Genomic DNA, 16,366 nt, shown 5'->3' on the forward strand with positions numbered 1-16,366 from the left:
CTGTAATGCAGGTTGCAGTTCAGGAGCATGCACCAATTGCTGCATCTGCTGCAACTCAGCAGCATAAGGCGTTCCGGCCGCTTTTACACCGATTTCACTCAGCAATCCATCCGTTGCACGCAGGATATGAACCAGGGCCGCCACACTTTTCTGGATTTCCTTCAACTCCGTATCCGCTGCAATCAGCTGGTTGAATTTTCTGCCGAGGGTATTCTCGGTTTCACTGAGCATGCTCCTGTTATCGGTTTGCTGAAGATAATGTTCCGCCGCATCAAACCATTCGTTCTCGTACGGGAAAGGGATTGATGATGAAGCAAAGAAACGGATGGTGGCACTGCGCTGATTGATGGCGTCCATGTCAGCGAGCGGGCGGCGGAAAATCTCCTCCAGCAATTCCGCGCCCCCACGGGTGAAGGCGCGGTTGAATATATTGTAGATCGCGTTCGCTCCTCTTTTTCCGAAAATATTCAGATCGTCGAGCGTTTGTTTATCGGTGATGAGGCTCATGCACTTCTTTTTTATTATTTCCTTTTTCTTCTGATCAGCAGGATGGTGCTGGCCACCAGTACGATGCCCGGAACGATCCACATGAGTGAATACTTGATCCGCTTGGCGCCGTTCTTGGTAAGCGCTATCTCCCTGTCAGGAGAAGGCGGTCTGCTCACATCAACCGGAACATTTCCATAAGAGAGCCAATGGAACATTCCAGGGATGATGGTAAAGTTGGAAGTCTGAAACCTTCTGGTCTGTGGACGCATGCCTCCATTGCTGATGCAGTCTGCATCCCCCAGGATGATAATACGCTGCTCTTTGGTCCCTACTTTTCTTGAAACCGCCATGGCAGTAACATGCTGATCGATCTTCTCTCCTATTGCATTGTTCACGCGTGGAGAATCATTCATGAAATCGATGGTCTCCTTCTCATTCCAGGTAGGGAAGGTATCCGGCACTGCATAGAGCTTGATGGAATCTGTACGGAGAATGGGCTCTACCCTGTACCCTTTATCAGCAGTCTGTACCAGGCTGGCTGCACCGGTCATCCCTACGAACAGTCTTCTTTCATTGAGGAATTTGAAATGTTCATTCAGGGCAATGCCTTGCGTGGTTGGCCTGGTGAGTACGATATTGGCCAGTACTTCTTCTTTTGGCTGAACCAGTTGTCCGGGCAGGGTCCCTACACCAAACTGAGCCATAAGTGAATCCATCACAGGATTGTTCGGCTCGGTAGCAATGATCAGGTTACCACCTCTGGCGATGTACTCATCCAGCTTGCGTTGTTGTGTGGCATCGAGACTGCTCTTAAGATCAGCCAGTACGATCACATCTATTTCTTTAGGGATTTCTTTATTGCCGCTGAGATCGAGTGTTTCCACATCGCAGCCCTGGTTGGTGAGCGCATAGCGGAATGTTTTGGCAGAAGCGAAGAGTGAATAATCTTTGATCTTATCGCCGGTTATGATACGTTCTCCATGTCCGCCGAGGAATCCGATCCTTGGCAGTTTCATCACCATGCGTTTGAATACGGAAGTAACTTCCGCTTCGCCCGGGAATTTCATGAAGTCATCATAAATACGGAGCCACGCTTTCTGACCATTCTCTCTTTCCACCAGGCGCACAAATGTGTTTCCTTCATCGGTGAGGTCGATAGTCTTCTTCAGTTCGGAAGGGGGCATGAAAATATCCACATCCAGGTCGCGCATATCGGCCACACCTTTCGCCTGCTCAGCCAGCGATTTTTTAGGGAAACGGTTCTCCACCCAGGAGTTGTTGCTGGGCGTATCATAGTAGTACACATATTTCATCTTTGTTTCAGGCTTGAAGCGGATATACTGTTTGAAACGTTCCAGGTCTTCATTCACTTTGGAAGGAATGGCATGATAGTATTCGCGGTCCAGCAGGTTCACGTAAGTAGTGATGGTGAGCCCTCCTTCGAGTTTGCCCATCACTTCCTGGCTCTTGGGAGTAAGTGTATTGCGTTTGGTAGCGGTAGTATCGTAATAGCCCATCAGAACAGGCCTTGATGTAATGTATCCAAGCAATACTGTCGCCAGCACCACGCCACAATATTTACTCCATACGGCAGAGAAGGAAGAATGGGTGCGGTTCGATTGCAGTTTAAGAATGCTCAGCATCAGGAACATGCTTACCACAATGAAGAAATAAAGCACATCTTCACTGTTGATCAGGCCATTGATCATTTCTGTGGTACGGCCTGAAATGCTTAACCAGTAGGTGAGATCGCGTACAAAAGCGATGTCCTGCCAAACCTTGTTCATATAACTGAGCAGGGCCAGTACAACCAGCGTACCGAGCGCAGCCACTACCTGGTAGGAAGTGAGTGAGCTCATGAACAGGCCGATGGCCGAATAAGCACACATCAGCAAGTAAATCCCCAGCAGTCCGGACAACACATTTGGCAGATCGAAGTTCTCAACCACCACGCCACTGATGATGGTGTAGATAATGAGTGGCACCATCATTATCAGGCTGAAACCCATCATGGCTTTGAATTTGCCGAGGATGATCTGGGTGCTGGTAACAGGTGAGGAATAAAGCAGTTTGATGGAGCCGCTGCTCAGTTCACGGCTCATGAGGCCCATGGTGAGCAGTGGCATGTAGAGGTAAAGGTATTCCTGCACCTTATTGAGTAGCCCGAACTGACCGCCAAAAACACCTGCAGTAATGAAGGAGTTACCGAAGCCGGTATCCTGCGCGCGTACTACATCCTGTAACAGTTCTGCAAATGTCATCCCTGTCTGGAATGCGAACACGATCAGGATCATCCACGCAATCGGTGAATAGAATAAGGTGAACAATTCCGCTTTCGCGATCTTTAAAATCCGTCTCATTTATTTCCTTTTATCTGTTTTTTAATTTGGATTTTTCTTCGACAGGCTGGCAAACACAGCATCGAGAGAACTCTTTTCGATCATCAGTTCCATAAGGCCCCAGCCGTTGTTCACGCTGGCAGCAGCTATCTTCTGCGCAGTACGCTTGTCGCCATCATAACCCAGTCTGAATTTGTAGGGAGCCATCTGCTCTACGGAACGAACGCCTTCCAGTTTCAGAATTTCATCCTGCAGCGGTGGAGTATCCAGGCTGAGGATAAGAGAATTTGGTTCGATGTAGTTGTCGAACATTTCGATGGTGCCGGCAAATACGATCTTGCCTTCTTCGATCATCTTGATGTCCTGGCAGGTGGCCTGTACTTCTGTGAGGATGTGCGTGGAAAGTAACACTGACCTGTCCTGAGAAATTTCCTTGATGAGGTTACGCACTTCCAGTATCTGATTGGGATCGAGACCGTTGGTTGGCTCATCCAGCACCACGAATTTGGGATTGTGCACAATGGCCTGTGCAATGCCCACACGCTGCTGGTAACCACCGGAGAGATTGCGGAGCAACCTGCCACGGAAATGGGCAACACCACATCTTTCTGCAGCCGCTCCTACCATTTCCTTCACTTTATGCTTATCGATCATGCGGAGATCGGCACAGTAGGTCAGGTATTCTTCCACTGTAAAATCCAGGTGGAGCGGGAGTTTCTGGGGCATGAAACCGATATTTCGCTTTGCTTCAACCGGTTTGTCTTTGAGGTTCACGCCATTGATGAACACATCGCCTTTGGTTTGCTTGAGCACACCACAGATGATGTTCATGGTGGTGGATTTCCCGGCGCCATTGGATCCCAGCAGGCCTACAACGCCTTTTTCGCGGATCTCGAAATTTATATCCCTGATGGCCCACTGCGCGGTGTAGCGGTGACTCAGGTTTTCTACTTTAACAATGGGATTTTCCATTCATTCAACTTTAGGTTATGGGAAAAAGATGCCTGGGTAAACTTTCGTTTACAATTTTTTTAGTGATGTTTCTCACTATGCATTAAAGTTTTGGGAACTGTTCCCCCGGCATGCGGGGGAACAGTATTGAGCTGATTCTAGTAGGTAGCGTTTGCTATTGCACGCACATCGATACCATATTTTGTCTGAAAATGATTCACGAGGATGTCCCACTTCTGCCTGATGAGCGGATAAGTGAGGTAAGAAGCCATTTGCGCATCGGTGCGCTGGGTCAGGTTGAAAATGAATGCCGAGATATCATTCGATTTCGCATTGGTCCAGGAGAATGCTCCGTTATGCCATTCGAAAGGCGCTCCCGATACAGCATTATATCCATTGGGAAGGAAACCTTTCTGACGGTAAGCTTCCACATTGGCGGGATTGGATGTATTCAGCGGAGTGGCCGGAGCCGCAGCTGTGTAGTTGCTCACATTGTAGAAAGATGCAGGAATATCTACGATATTATTACCCAGATAGTAATTCCAGATGGCAGTAGTAAGCGCCAGCTTCCTGGTGGTTTTAACAGCCGGTGTCATGGTGAGCAGACCGCTGTTCATACCTGCAAAGCCTATGGCTTTACCGGAAACCTTGATATCAGTATAGAGATATTCCATGCCCGGAGGATAACCGGTCCTGTACTGCCGGATACTATCGGCCAGGAATATACGATAAGGGATACCGCCTTTCTTTTTGAAATCTGCCGGCAGGAATTTAAGCCACACATCATTCAGGTAATCAAGCATCGCTCCTACATACTGAGGATTGCCAAGAACGGCCGTATCGATCCTGGAGTTGCCGGTGCTGGTAGCCTGCGTCCACTCGAAATCCTTTTGGGTATACACATACAGGAAATAAGACCCGTAATCATTGAACAATTGAACCACCCTGTTATTGTCGGCCGTTGAGGCGCCAGCCTGCGGCAATGCATAATCAGGCTTTATTTCAACCGGCGTACCGATAGCCTTATCCTTTTTGCAGGAAACGAAAAGCATGGCTGCGAGCGATCCGGCTATGAATATATTTTTCATTTCGAATAATGTTAAACGTTAGTGAATCAGTTTCCTGGCCTTTCGCCTGATTTGGCGGACGGATTCTGCTCCATCGCCGGGTTACGGATGATGAGGATATTGGGAAAAGGCAGGGTATACATCGGATCACGCTCCTTCAGCACATAGGTAAGATCGGGGCCACCCGGATCAGCCTTGTATACGTGTGAAATGGAAGGCATTCCGTTACGGCGGAGATCGAACCAGCGGAATAATTCAAAACAGAATTCCTTTCTGCGCTCATCATGAATAGCCTGCAGCAACTGCGCCTTATCTGTAATATTCTCATCAACATAATTGGTGATGCGGTATCTGCGCAAAGCATTGAGGTCATTCATGGCCTCAGGCAACTGATTGAGCATTACATTGGCTTCTGCTCTGTTAAGCGTAGCTTCTGATGTACGGATATTCTGTACCAGTTCAACGCCGGTAGAAAGTTTGGTAACCAAAAGGTAATTGGCGCCCGGCCCGGAAGATCCAAAGCCCCATTTACGACGTGCATCATCAGGATGGAACAGGGAAAGCAGCGAGGAGGATGGAATGTAAGTAGACTGATCAGGTTGTGTACCACCACCATACATCCATTCCACTTCAGGGTTGCTGTAATTGTGTACATACGCTGCCGTCAGCGCTGTCATATCCCAGAGGCGGCTGCCCATTTCAAAAGCCTTATTGGCTTCTTCCTTACTGGCTGCCCAGTTATTCATGAAGAGATAGATCCGGGAAAGCAGGATATGAATGGCAGGCTGGTTGATATGAAAATCCATACGTACCACAGGCAGCGGGTCCATAAGTCTCACTGCTTCTTTCAGATCGCGCAGCACCACATCATATACTTCCTGTACTGTGGCTCGTTTCATGTATTGCTCATCAATACCGGAGTTGAGTTTCAAAGGCACAGCCAGCGATGATGGATTAACGTTATAAGGTTCTCCGTACATCTCAGCCAGGCGCCAGTAGTAGAAGGCCCGGACCGCAAGGGCTTCGCCTTTCACACGGTCGCGCTCTGCCTGTGTACCGATGGCATTATCGATATTATCCAGCACCGCATTACATCCTTTGATCCAGGTATAGTAAGAATAGTAGCCGGTACTGGCAGGATCCTGCGCAACGGGATCGCCCAACCCGTTGAAGTCAACAAAGTAAGGCTGCCAGGTGAATATCGGGAAACTGGTTTTAGCAGTTGAACTGCCCACAGCCGATCCATTATCGTAAGTGGAATTGAACTCCACATCATCGTCCATGAAATACAGGAATGCAGCAGGTTCTGTCCGGGGATAATATCCGGAACCCATCAGCAGTTCCCTGTAATCCACGGTGGTTTTGGGAATCACTTCACTCTGGCTTTTCTCTTCCAGGAATTTGGAACAGCTTCCCAAGAGGCTCCATCCCAGTATTGCAGTTATATAGATTATTTGTTTTTTCATTGTCATCACACATTAAAGATTAGAGCGCCATGTTAATTGACAGGGATGCAGTTCTTCTTGCAGGCCATCCTCCTGTTTCAGGATCATATCCGTTCCATTTTTCATCGAAGGTGATGAGGAAAGGATTTGCCAGGCTGAGTGCCACACTCATGCGTTTGGTCTTGATCTTGTTCAGGAAAGTCTGTGGCAGGTCATAAGTTGCAGAGATCTGGCGGCAACGGATGAAATCGATATCAGCCACACGCAGATCTGAATTGTTGTACATCTCATAAGGAGAGATATTTACATAAGCGATGGTTGGCAGATTGATGTTCATGCGATTGGGGTTGCCGGCAGGAACTGAAGGAATATTCGTCCAGGCTTCATCCCCGGGCTTCTTCCAGCGGTCATTCAACAATCTCGGTGCATTCTGTTCAGGTGTAGGAGCTCCTGTAGCATTGTAGAATACAGGTAAACGTTTCTGAGCACCGAAGGCCATAGCAAACTGTGCAGAGAATGAAAAGCTCTTGTAGCGGATGCTTGTTTGAAAACCACCATTGAAATCAGGCTCGGTTTTACCGCTTCTCACCAGGTACTCCAGGTCATTGGCAGTAGGCTTGATATTCATGTTATTGAACATCGGCCTTCCTGTTGTTGGGTTAAGTCCCTGGTATGAATAAGAATAGAAAGTGGAATAAGCTTCGCCATTCACAATGGCCATGCCACCCAGATAGTCAGCTCTTGTATTGATACGCTGGTTGTTCTTCAGCGTATTCCTTGCCCTTCCTGTGTTCACAGAGAATTGCCAGGTAAGGTCTTTGGTGCGGATGGGCACTACGTTGATGATGAAATCATATCCTTTGTTTTCCATTTCCGAACCGAATACCACTGCGGAATTCATACCGTTCTCAACAGGCACTTCGCGGGATGCAAGTATATTGGAGGTTTTGGTGTACCAGTTAAGTGTTGCATTCAACCTTCCATTGAAGAACGACCAGTCAGCTCCGATATTCCATGATTTGGTTTTCTCCCATCCGAGGTTCGGATAAGGGAGTGATTTGATAGAGAGCGTATATTGTTTGAAGATGGGGCTCAAACCACCATCGGTAGCGATGAGGTAAGGAGAAACAGCTTCAACAGTATTACCCTGGTAGCCAAATGAAGCAGAGAGATCAAATGAATTAAGCCATGTGAGGGAGCTCAGGAAATGCTCATTGCCTACCCTCCATTTTGCGCCCATTGACCATGTTGGCTGAAAGCGTTTGTTTTTATCCTGACCAAAACGGTTACTCGCATCCAGGCGTGCATTCACGTTGAAAATATAACGCTGGTCATATGCATAGACACCGGAGAAATACTGGCTCAGGTAGTTCACCTGTGTATTTACGATGCTGGAATTGGCGCGCATCAGTTCATGCAGCGGTGTTGCAGTACCGTTTCCGTTTGGAACAACTGTCAATGGAACTGGAGCATATTGCTCACCACGGTACCGCAGGTAGCCGTAACGTGTATTGTTGTTCCCTTCGGTGATAGTGGATCTTGCCTCCATACCTGCCTGTGCAGTTACGGCATGCTTCTCACCAAAGAGCTTGTCGTACACGATGCTGTTGCGCCATGTCCAGCCCCTGTTGGTACTGTTCTGCATTTGTGCCAGACCGCCGAAAGGCAGTGCGCTGGCCAGTTCCTGCGGGCCGTTGTTCAGCACAGAACCGAATTCATAACCGCGGGCTTGTGTGATATAGTTGCTGAGCTCGGTGGCATAAGATTTCACATCCGTGGCAGCCACATTGTAAGAGAAGAGGCCCTGGTATTGCAGGTCTTTCGACAACTTATATCTTGCGTCAACAGTTGAAGACAAAGACTTGGTGTTATTGGTATTTCCTGTATTGTCCAGCTCGTTCTGAATATTGTAATTATAGAAGAATTTGCTGGGAAGGGAATTTGAACTGGTGCCTCGTTTGTAATGATAGAACAGCGTACCGTCATCATTGAACATTGGGAGTGTGCGGGAGGTATTGTAAGCATACTCAAAAGGATCCACTCCATAAGCAAATCCATCAGCCTGACGCACCGTTGCGTTCAACAGAAAGCTCATTTGCAGGCGGTCGTTCAATTTGGCAGTAGTGCTGGAGGTAGCAGAGAAAGTAAGCAGGTCGTTGCCGATGGCTTCCCCTTTCTGCTGCTGCACGTTGAATGAGGTCCTGTTGCTCAGCCTGTCAGTACCACCACCAATGCTGATGCTATGGTTCTGGCTGAAGGCATTCCGGAAAAGCAGGTCAAACCAGTCTGTGTTCATGTTCTCCATCTTCCTGTACTCGCGCTCGAGGGTTGCCTGGTCGATCTCCTTGTTCTGGAGCTTCTGGATCAATCCACCGTAACCGATAGGGAGAATTTCGTAGGTGTAACTGTCGCGGGCCTCATACACTTCTTTGGAGAACTGCATCAGTTCCTGAGAGTTCATCAGGTCATACATGGAATAGCGCGGACGTTGACCTACCGTAAAGCTACCGGAGTAGTTCACAGACATTTGTCCGGCCTTTGGTTTCTTGGTAGTGATCACAATCACACCGTTGGCCGCCTGTGAGCCATAAATGGCTGTGGAAGAGGCGTCTTTGAGTACGGTGATCGTTTGAATATCGTTGGGGTTCAGCCAGGAGATGGAGTTGGAAGCGATGAGCCTGAGCTCTCCCATATCGCCCGCCAGTGAACCGCTACCGTTGGGCATGGGGAGGGGATCGCGCTGGATCACACCGTCAACCACCCAGAGTGGCTCCTGGTTACCAAGGATGGTGGAGGTACCACGCACTCTGATCTTTGGAGTTGAACCAACCTGACCGGAGGGCATGGTTACCAGCATACCGGGTACAACACCCTGCAGCATCTGGTCGATGCTCACTTCACCGGCGATCTTGATCTTCTCAGGATCCACCACGGTAACGGCGCCTACATATTTGCTTTTGTCAACGTTCATGTAACCGGTGATCACCACATCATTCATTTGTGTTTCCCTGGATTTCAGAGTAACATCGATGGTAACATTAGCGCCGGATGAAACCTTGATGGAGCCTTTATTCTGTCCGCCGTTGACAACAACGGCTGTATATCCTTCGCCGGATTTGCGGATGGCGATTTCGATGGGCTCGTAGCCCAGCATACTCACTATCAGCACGGAATTTTCAGGTAAAGAACCGAAAGTGAAGTCGCCTTTGGAACCGGTAACCTTACCTGACCCTGCGCCTTTCAGCGTGATGGATGCCCCAATCAGGGGTTCGCCAGTAGAGGTACGCACCACCCCTGAAACCTTTGCTGGGGGAATGAAAGCGGCTGCAATCACCGGGTCTATCGCTGCGGAAGGAAGTGCTTTGCGGCTAAGCACGATGGTCTTCTCTTTGATCACATAAGAGAGGTTCAGATCACCGGAAATGGAGTCCAGCAGGGTGCGCAGCGGCATATCCCGCACGGAAAGCGTAACACCCTGGGCATCTTTGAAGGCATTGGTGTTGCTGAAAACCACGTAGCCGGTCTGCTGTTTGATGGCCGCGAATAGTTTTTTCAGGGGAATGTTCTTCCCTGATACGGTTACAGTTTGGGCGAGGCCTGAAGCATTGGCCTGCAGAATAGCCGCGGTGAGCAAAATAGTAGTCAATCTCATAACCATGAAGGTTTTCGTACGCCGCCGGATTTCTTTGAACCGGTCCGGTAGCCAATAGCAGTTTTTTTGCATAAATTGCAAAGTGGTTTGGTTGTTAGTAAATGTGAATGCAAAGCCGTTTATGATCAACTGAAATCATTACCGTCACGGCCGCAATCCGTGGCGGTTTTTTATTTTCAGTTGAAAATGATCAGTATGAAACAGGGGGATAAGGTCCTTATTTATTGAGTACTATCAACCTCCTGCCTTCTTCCAGACGGAAGGATACTTCCGTCCGTTGCAGGATATCGAGTACATCTTTGAGAGGCAGATGCCTGGGGATCTCACCCAGAAAACTTTTCTCCGGAACACCGTTCTCGTATACTACTTCTATATCGTACCATCTTTCGAGCTGCCGCATCATTTCACCCAGATCAACATTCTCACCAAAATTGAAGAAGCCATTCTTCCAGGCGGTGATCTGTTCGATGTCCACATCATCTGCTATTGTAACCGGGTTCTTTCCGTTACGTGGTGCATTGCCTGCTGCGATGCTCACTACTTTAGCCTGTTGTCCGGGCTTGAGCACCACGTCGCTCGAACGCCCGTCAGCCGTGGGTTCTGCCTGCTGAGCGGATACGCGCACGCCACCATTCACCAGGGTGGTGCGCACCATTTTTTCATTGTCATAAGCATTCACGTTGAACTCGGTTCCCAGTACTTCCACATCGGCTGTATTGTTCACGCCTACCAGGAATGGCCGGTGCATATCCTTCGCCACTTCAAAATAAGCTTCACCTTCTACATAAACTTTTCTTTCGTTCGGAGCAAAAGCTACCGGATATCGGATGGAGCTGGCGGCATTGAGCCACACTTTTGTTCCATCTGGCAGTACAACCTGGAATTGTCTGCCCTTTGGTGTACTCATGGTATTGAACTGGATCGCGCCTCCTCTTTCTTTATCGAGGTCATAGAGGAGTTTACCATTATCCAGTATCACCTGTGTACCGCTTTCCGTGGCAATGACGCCATTGCCGGCACTGTCAAGCACCACCTGCCTTCCATCGGCCAGGGTCAGCACCGCACCTGTTTTACCGGGCAGGATCTCTGTTTTGGCCAGGGATTCAGGATTATTCACTGGTTTATCGTTGTTGCCTGCCATCCAGAAATAAGTAATTCCTCCCGCCATCAGCACCACGGCGGCTGCATACCTTACCCAGCCTCTCTTCCAGAGAGGCAACACAATAGCCTCTTCTTTTTCTGCTGCTGTTTCCCTGTTCCTGATATCATGGATCTTAGCCAGGATGGCCTGTTCCGTGGCTTGCTCCGTACCGGGCAGGAAGAGCATCAGCTGCTCACGCAGTTTTTCTTCATCATCCAGCTGCGCAAAAAAATGACGCCGTTGAGCAGAAGCTTCCAGCCACTGCTGCAGCTGTTGCTGTTCCGCTTCGGAAAGATTGCCCTGTAAATGCCTGAGCAATATGTCTGCTATCTGGTCAACAGTGGTCATACTATTTATTCTACAACCGGATGATTAAAACCAACCATCCGTATTTTATTTTTTTTGATTTTTTTTATCAGGATAAGAAACCGGCTCCCCGGCTGATCACTGCCAGGAGGATCATGGCCATAGGATCCTGTCCCAGCGCCTGTTGCAGCAGCCTGATGGCGCTCACCCGCTGATTGGTAACAGTCTGCACTTTTATCTGAAGGCGTTCTGCTATTTCGGCGGGTTTGAGCCCTTCGCGGTAAGAAAGAAGAAATACTTCGCGCATGCGGGGAGGCAGTTTGTCCACTTCCGCATAGATCCTGCCCAAAAGCTCCGATTGCACTTTTTCTATGTAGAAATCCTCATCATCCTGTTCATTCAGCAATTGCAACAGTTCTTCTTTCTTTCCCTCCTTCATATGCAGATGCTTCAGCAGGTTGAAGCATTTATTGCGAACGGTCACATGCAGAAAAGCAGCTACCCCGTCGAGGGTGTAGAACTCCGTCCGCCTGTTCCATAACTGAACAAAGGTTTCGGCTGTAAGGTCCTGCGCATCAGCGGGCTGTTCCAAAAACCTGCTGGCAAAAAGGTACACTCGCTTATACAGGCGTTTGTACACCTCCGCAAAAGCAGGCTCGCTTCCTGACCGGAGACCTGCCAGCAGCTCATTTTCCTGATATGACGAATAGTTGCTTTCCAATTGCTTAAGCCAACAAATGTAATCAGTTATAAATAATTCACTCCTGCTGCGCCTGACAAATTCGTAAATTGTACAGGCAAATCCACGGCAATGCAATACCAGACTATCGATGCGCCTGTAAGTCTCAGTCCTTTCGTGAAATGCTTCTGGGCCTTCGAGGGGAACCAGGAGGCGCAGCCTTATGTTTACCGCTCCCTGGCCGATGGATGCGCAGAACTGATCTTTCATTATAAAGGACTGTTCCATGAACCTGATGTTCAGGGCAATCCTTTTTATGCGGGGCTGGCAGCACAAACCACTCTTTACAAACGATATATAACGCATGAGCCCTTCGGCATCTTCGGCGCTTATCTTTATCCTTTTGCCATTCCCCTGCTGTTCAAAGTGCCCGCTCATGAGCTCACCGGCGAAATGCCGGAACTGGTGACGCTATTGGGCAATGAAGGAAGGGTATTGCAGGATAAAATATTCCAGGCCGTCAGTCATCATCAACGCGCAGTCATCCTTGGGAATTACCTGGAGCAGAAATTACAGAACCGGTTAGCTGAGCACGAAGCCGTGTTCAACGCCATCCGCCATGTGATTCAGGCGGAAGACATCAATAGTATCCCCGCACTCTCCGGCATGTTCTGCATGTCCGAAAGAACACTCGAAAGAAAATTCAAAGACTTTGCAGGACTGAGCCCCAAGCTGCTGTACCGTATCAGCCGCTTCAAATCAACACTCAATGATTACGGCAATCAACACCGCAGCCTCACAGATATCGCGCATGCCTGTGGGTATTACGATCAGAGCCATTTCATCAGCGAGTTCAAATCATTCTCCGGTTATCACCCCCGGCAGTATTTCCACGGCAGGCCGGAAGGCATCGAATGGCGCGATGTGTAAGTTGTCGGAATTTTCCTATTTGTATTTTCTTCCTGCCCCTAGATTTGTAAAAAAAAAATCATGTCAGCAATTTTTATCCCGGAAGGTTATCAGCGAGTAATGCCCTACCTCATCATCCGCAATGCGGAAGAGTTTCTGCCCTTCACTCAGCAAGTATTCGGCGCCGTTGAAAAAATGATACGCCGTGGCGAAAACGGTGAACTGATGCATGCAGAGATCTATATCGGCGACAGCACTATCATGTATGCCAATGCATCAGAACAATGGACGCCCATGACGGCCGGTTTGTATGTGCATGTGGCCGATGCCGATGCAAGTTATCAGTTGGCGCTGCAGGCGGGTGCCAGTTCTGTGATGGAGCCAGCCGATCAGTCCTATGGCCGTTCCTGTGGCGTGCTGGATCCATTCGGGAATACCTGGTGGATCACCACAACCCAATCACCTTCCACCACAGGCCACCAATAGCAAACCATATCAGCAGAAAGAGCACACTGATGAAGAAACCATGCTTCCACCAGTCTTTCATATCAACATAGGTTGATCCGAAAAAGATGGGTGCAGGACCATGCCCGTAATGTGTAAGGCATCCCATCAGTGTGGCTGCTGCCCCCAGGAAGATGGCCAGCATGGTGCCGGGCACTCCCACGGCAATACCAACTGAAAGGAATACACCATACATGGCGGCTGCCTGTGCAGTAGCGCTGGCGAACATATAATGACAATAGGAGTATACAAGAATGATCAGTGGAAATGCCCACTGCCAGCTGAGCCCGGCTATTTCGTTACCGATAACATGACCGAACCAGCTGATGAAGCCAAGTGAATTGAGATAGGATCCCATCATCACCAGCGAAGAAAACCACACGATAGTATCCCATGCTCCTTTCTCGGATTTCACATCTTCCCAGTTGAGCACACTGGTGAGCAGCAACACACACAGGCCGATCAAAGCACCGGTAGTGGCATCCACCCGGAACAGGTTTCCGAAGATCCACAATACCAGCAGCAGCACAAATGTGCCTACCATCAGCCATTCCTTTGTAGTGATCGGCCCCATCTCTTTCAGTTTCTGTGCAGCAATGGCCGGCGCTTCCTTGGTGACTTTCAGTTCCGGCGGAAAGAAACGATAAAGAAAAAGCGGGAGTAAAATAAAACAGACCAGTCCGGGTACCAGTGCAGCGATTGCCCAACTGCCCCATGTGATATGGATGCCCAGGTCTTTTGCAAATTTCTGCGCCATCGGGTTGCTGGCAGTGGCCGTGAGGAACATCACCGATGTAACCATATTGGCATTGTAACTACTGAGCGTAAGAAAGGCACCGATCTTACGATGCGTGGCTGCATCTTCCGGCAATGAGCCCATATTCACAGCAATGGATTTCATGATGGGAAAGATCACACCACCTGCCCTGGCCGTATTGCTGGGGATGGCAGGCGCCAGTATCAGATCAGCTGTATTCAGCCCGTAAGCCAGTCCCAGTGAGCTTTTTCCGAAGAGCCTGATAAAATAATAAGCAAGCCTGGTGCCAAGTCCGGTTTTTATAAACCCACGAGCAATAAAAAAGGCAAGCCCGATCAGCCAGATGGTAGAATTACCAAATCCACTCAATGCATTGGCTACGGCCCTGGCAGGATCACCTGGCGCCAGTACCTGCGTAACGGCGCACATGGATATGCCGAGCATCGCCATGGTGCCCATGCTGCCTGCTTTGAGAATGATGCCGATGATAGTGGCCAGGAAGATGGCCAGCAGATGCCAGGCATTCGGAGCCACCCCTTCAGGCACAGGAATAAACCAGATGATCAGACCGATCAGAACTGTAATACCCAGCGCCTTCAATTTGATTTCCTGCATAGTAGTTGTTTATAAAGATGATCAGAACCGGATCTGCAACTGTGCAACCGCCGCACTGTGTGAGTACTGCGTGGTATGCGGAATATCTGTTTTGTACAGATCGATGTTGACCCCGATCTGCAGACATACAAAATAATTATCTGCAAACTCCATCATCAGCATGGGTATGAGGGTCTGCCTTGGATTACTGTTGCGCTTTGTGCTTTCGTCAAAATATTCATAGCGCGATGATAACTCTACTGCCCGCATACGCGGATGTCTGAACTCATAACGCAGCTGTGGAAAGATATAAAAACCGCTCATTTTGAATTCACTGATGTCAGGCCCTGGACTTCCGGCAAAAGCATTGTAAGCCGCAAAATTGCTTCCCTCCTTGTATTCCGCATTCAGGTTAAGGCTCCATTTCTCCGCCAGTTTGAAATGCGTACGTATATCCGCACCCCAGGCGCTGCCATGCTGCTCCTGCGTACTGCCATTGGCGGCATTCACACCGAGGGTGATCCGCTTGCCGAGATCAGCCTCGATACGAGCATACATATGTTTGGAATTGTCATTATCTGTGGGCTGGTTCTTATTATTCCCGTTGTGCACTCCCGCAAAATAACGGAGTGGCACAACCGAAGAATCCGGGTTGATATTTCCATATACGCCAACCCCCAATTGAAAGCTCTGCCAGCCGCTGCTGCCGAAGGCCATGTACTGGTTGGAATAATCGAGAGACCGGATCAGGTCAACCGGAATGGCATCTTCAATGCCGAAAAAAGGACGGTACTGTCCGGCGATCACATGAAAATATGGACTGAGGGAATATCGTATAAACGCATTCTCCAGTACTTTGGAAGCAAGATTGGAATTACTGAAATCAGCAAAATTCACCAGTATGGCGGCATCGAAATGGTCGTTGATCTGCGCTTTCGCCTGAAAGCGTACCCGCTTAAGCGAAAAGCTATTGGTATTGCCTCTAACCGTATCCGGAAAATGCTTACCATTGACATCCACATGTTTATTGAGCGAATAGGTATACCGCGTCTGCAGCAGTCCGGCAAAACTCAGGGATCTTTTATAAGCTGAATAATTGGAAATACTCGTATCACGTTTGGTCTGTGCAAGGAGGGAAAACGACAACAAAAGGAAGAAACAGAGTATCGATATTCTCATAAGCTATAGAATAATTGATCAACTGGTACTTAATAATAATCAATTATTCTTATATAACCGAAAAAAAGAGTGTGCCCAGTCGCTCGCGTCCCGCGAGTGACTTTTATTCCGTCACCTCCCGGCGACATGGTGTTCGCCGGAGGCGAACAAATATAAGTAACTCGCCAGAGGAGAGCTACTGGCGGCATACTGCGAAAATTTCAGGCAGGCTGCCTGTTCAATATCTCCAGCTGGCGCATAGCATATGAATACGTATGATCAAAAATATGCTGTGCGTCCTTTTTATCCATCAGACTGTACCGGATCATATCCGGAGGGTCCAGGAAGAGATTGCATTGAGCAGCCTTTGCATAC

At 48.8% G+C, this 16,366-nt stretch carries 11 protein-coding genes and 1 pseudogene; 2 read left to right on the forward strand and 10 right to left on the reverse strand.

Features of this window, described 5'->3' with window-relative positions:
• The 8 genes and pseudogenes from ACTHMC_RS06050 to ACTHMC_RS06085 form a co-directional block, all read right to left on the reverse strand.
• A pseudogene (locus ACTHMC_RS06050) lies at window positions 1–507 on the reverse strand (MutS-related protein); the annotation flags it as partial.
• Between the two features lie 14 nt (window positions 508–521).
• Entirely contained in the window at window positions 522–2,849 is a 2,328-nt protein-coding gene (locus tag ACTHMC_RS06055) for a Gldg family protein (RefSeq protein ID WP_440411744.1), read from the reverse strand.
• Between the two features lie 21 nt (window positions 2,850–2,870).
• Window positions 2,871–3,800 (reverse strand): ATP-binding cassette domain-containing protein, encoded by a 930-nt coding sequence (locus ACTHMC_RS06060; protein ID WP_440411746.1) that lies wholly within the window; start codon window positions 3,798–3,800, stop codon window positions 2,871–2,873.
• 137 nt (window positions 3,801–3,937) lie between these two features.
• Window positions 3,938–4,867 carry a hypothetical protein gene (locus ACTHMC_RS06065; RefSeq protein WP_440411747.1) on the reverse strand — a complete coding sequence of 310 codons (930 nt, stop codon included), beginning with the start codon at window positions 4,865–4,867 and terminating at the stop codon, window positions 3,938–3,940.
• Between the two features lie 26 nt (window positions 4,868–4,893).
• Window positions 4,894–6,312, reverse strand: coding sequence for a RagB/SusD family nutrient uptake outer membrane protein (locus ACTHMC_RS06070; RefSeq protein ID WP_440411749.1), 1,419 nt, complete (start codon window positions 6,310–6,312; stop codon window positions 4,894–4,896).
• Between the two features lie 19 nt (window positions 6,313–6,331).
• On the reverse strand, window positions 6,332–9,943 hold the full coding sequence (locus tag ACTHMC_RS06075) for a SusC/RagA family TonB-linked outer membrane protein (protein WP_440411751.1): 3,612 nt from the start codon (window positions 9,941–9,943) through the stop codon (window positions 6,332–6,334).
• 217 nt (window positions 9,944–10,160) lie between these two features.
• Entirely contained in the window at window positions 10,161–11,432 is a 1,272-nt protein-coding gene (locus ACTHMC_RS06080; RefSeq protein ID WP_440411753.1) for a FecR family protein, read from the reverse strand.
• Window positions 11,433–11,499: 67 nt separating this feature from the next.
• Window positions 11,500–12,111 carry an RNA polymerase sigma-70 factor gene (locus ACTHMC_RS06085; protein ID WP_440411755.1) on the reverse strand — a complete coding sequence of 204 codons (612 nt, stop codon included), beginning with the start codon at window positions 12,109–12,111 and terminating at the stop codon, window positions 11,500–11,502.
• A 90-nt stretch (window positions 12,112–12,201) separates the two neighbouring features.
• Between ACTHMC_RS06085 and ACTHMC_RS06090 the strand changes: the two genes are divergently transcribed.
• Together ACTHMC_RS06090 and ACTHMC_RS06095 are read left to right on the forward strand one after the other, a co-directional pair.
• Window positions 12,202–12,999, forward strand: coding sequence for a DUF6597 domain-containing transcriptional factor (locus ACTHMC_RS06090; protein WP_440411757.1), 798 nt, complete (start codon window positions 12,202–12,204; stop codon window positions 12,997–12,999).
• A gap of 60 nt (window positions 13,000–13,059) precedes the next feature.
• The gene (locus ACTHMC_RS06095) at window positions 13,060–13,464 is read left to right on the forward strand and encodes a VOC family protein (RefSeq protein ID WP_440411759.1); all 405 of its coding nucleotides are present in this window, start codon (window positions 13,060–13,062) and stop codon (window positions 13,462–13,464) included.
• On the opposite strand, the gene ACTHMC_RS06100 is transcribed toward ACTHMC_RS06095, so the two are convergent.
• The gene (locus ACTHMC_RS06100) at window positions 13,424–14,854 is read right to left on the reverse strand and encodes an anion permease (RefSeq protein ID WP_440411761.1); all 1,431 of its coding nucleotides are present in this window, start codon (window positions 14,852–14,854) and stop codon (window positions 13,424–13,426) included. The genes ACTHMC_RS06095 and ACTHMC_RS06100 overlap by 41 nt on opposite strands.
• A 21-nt stretch (window positions 14,855–14,875) precedes the next feature.
• A complete protein-coding gene (locus tag ACTHMC_RS06105) occupies window positions 14,876–16,012 on the reverse strand; it encodes a porin (RefSeq protein WP_440411763.1) in 1,137 nt (378 codons plus the stop codon).
• Between the last annotated feature and the right edge of the window lie 354 nt (window positions 16,013–16,366).

It is taken from the genome of Pseudobacter sp. (genome assembly GCF_051955275.1).
In the GTDB taxonomy this organism is placed as follows: Bacteria; Bacteroidota; Bacteroidia; order Chitinophagales; family Chitinophagaceae; genus Pseudobacter.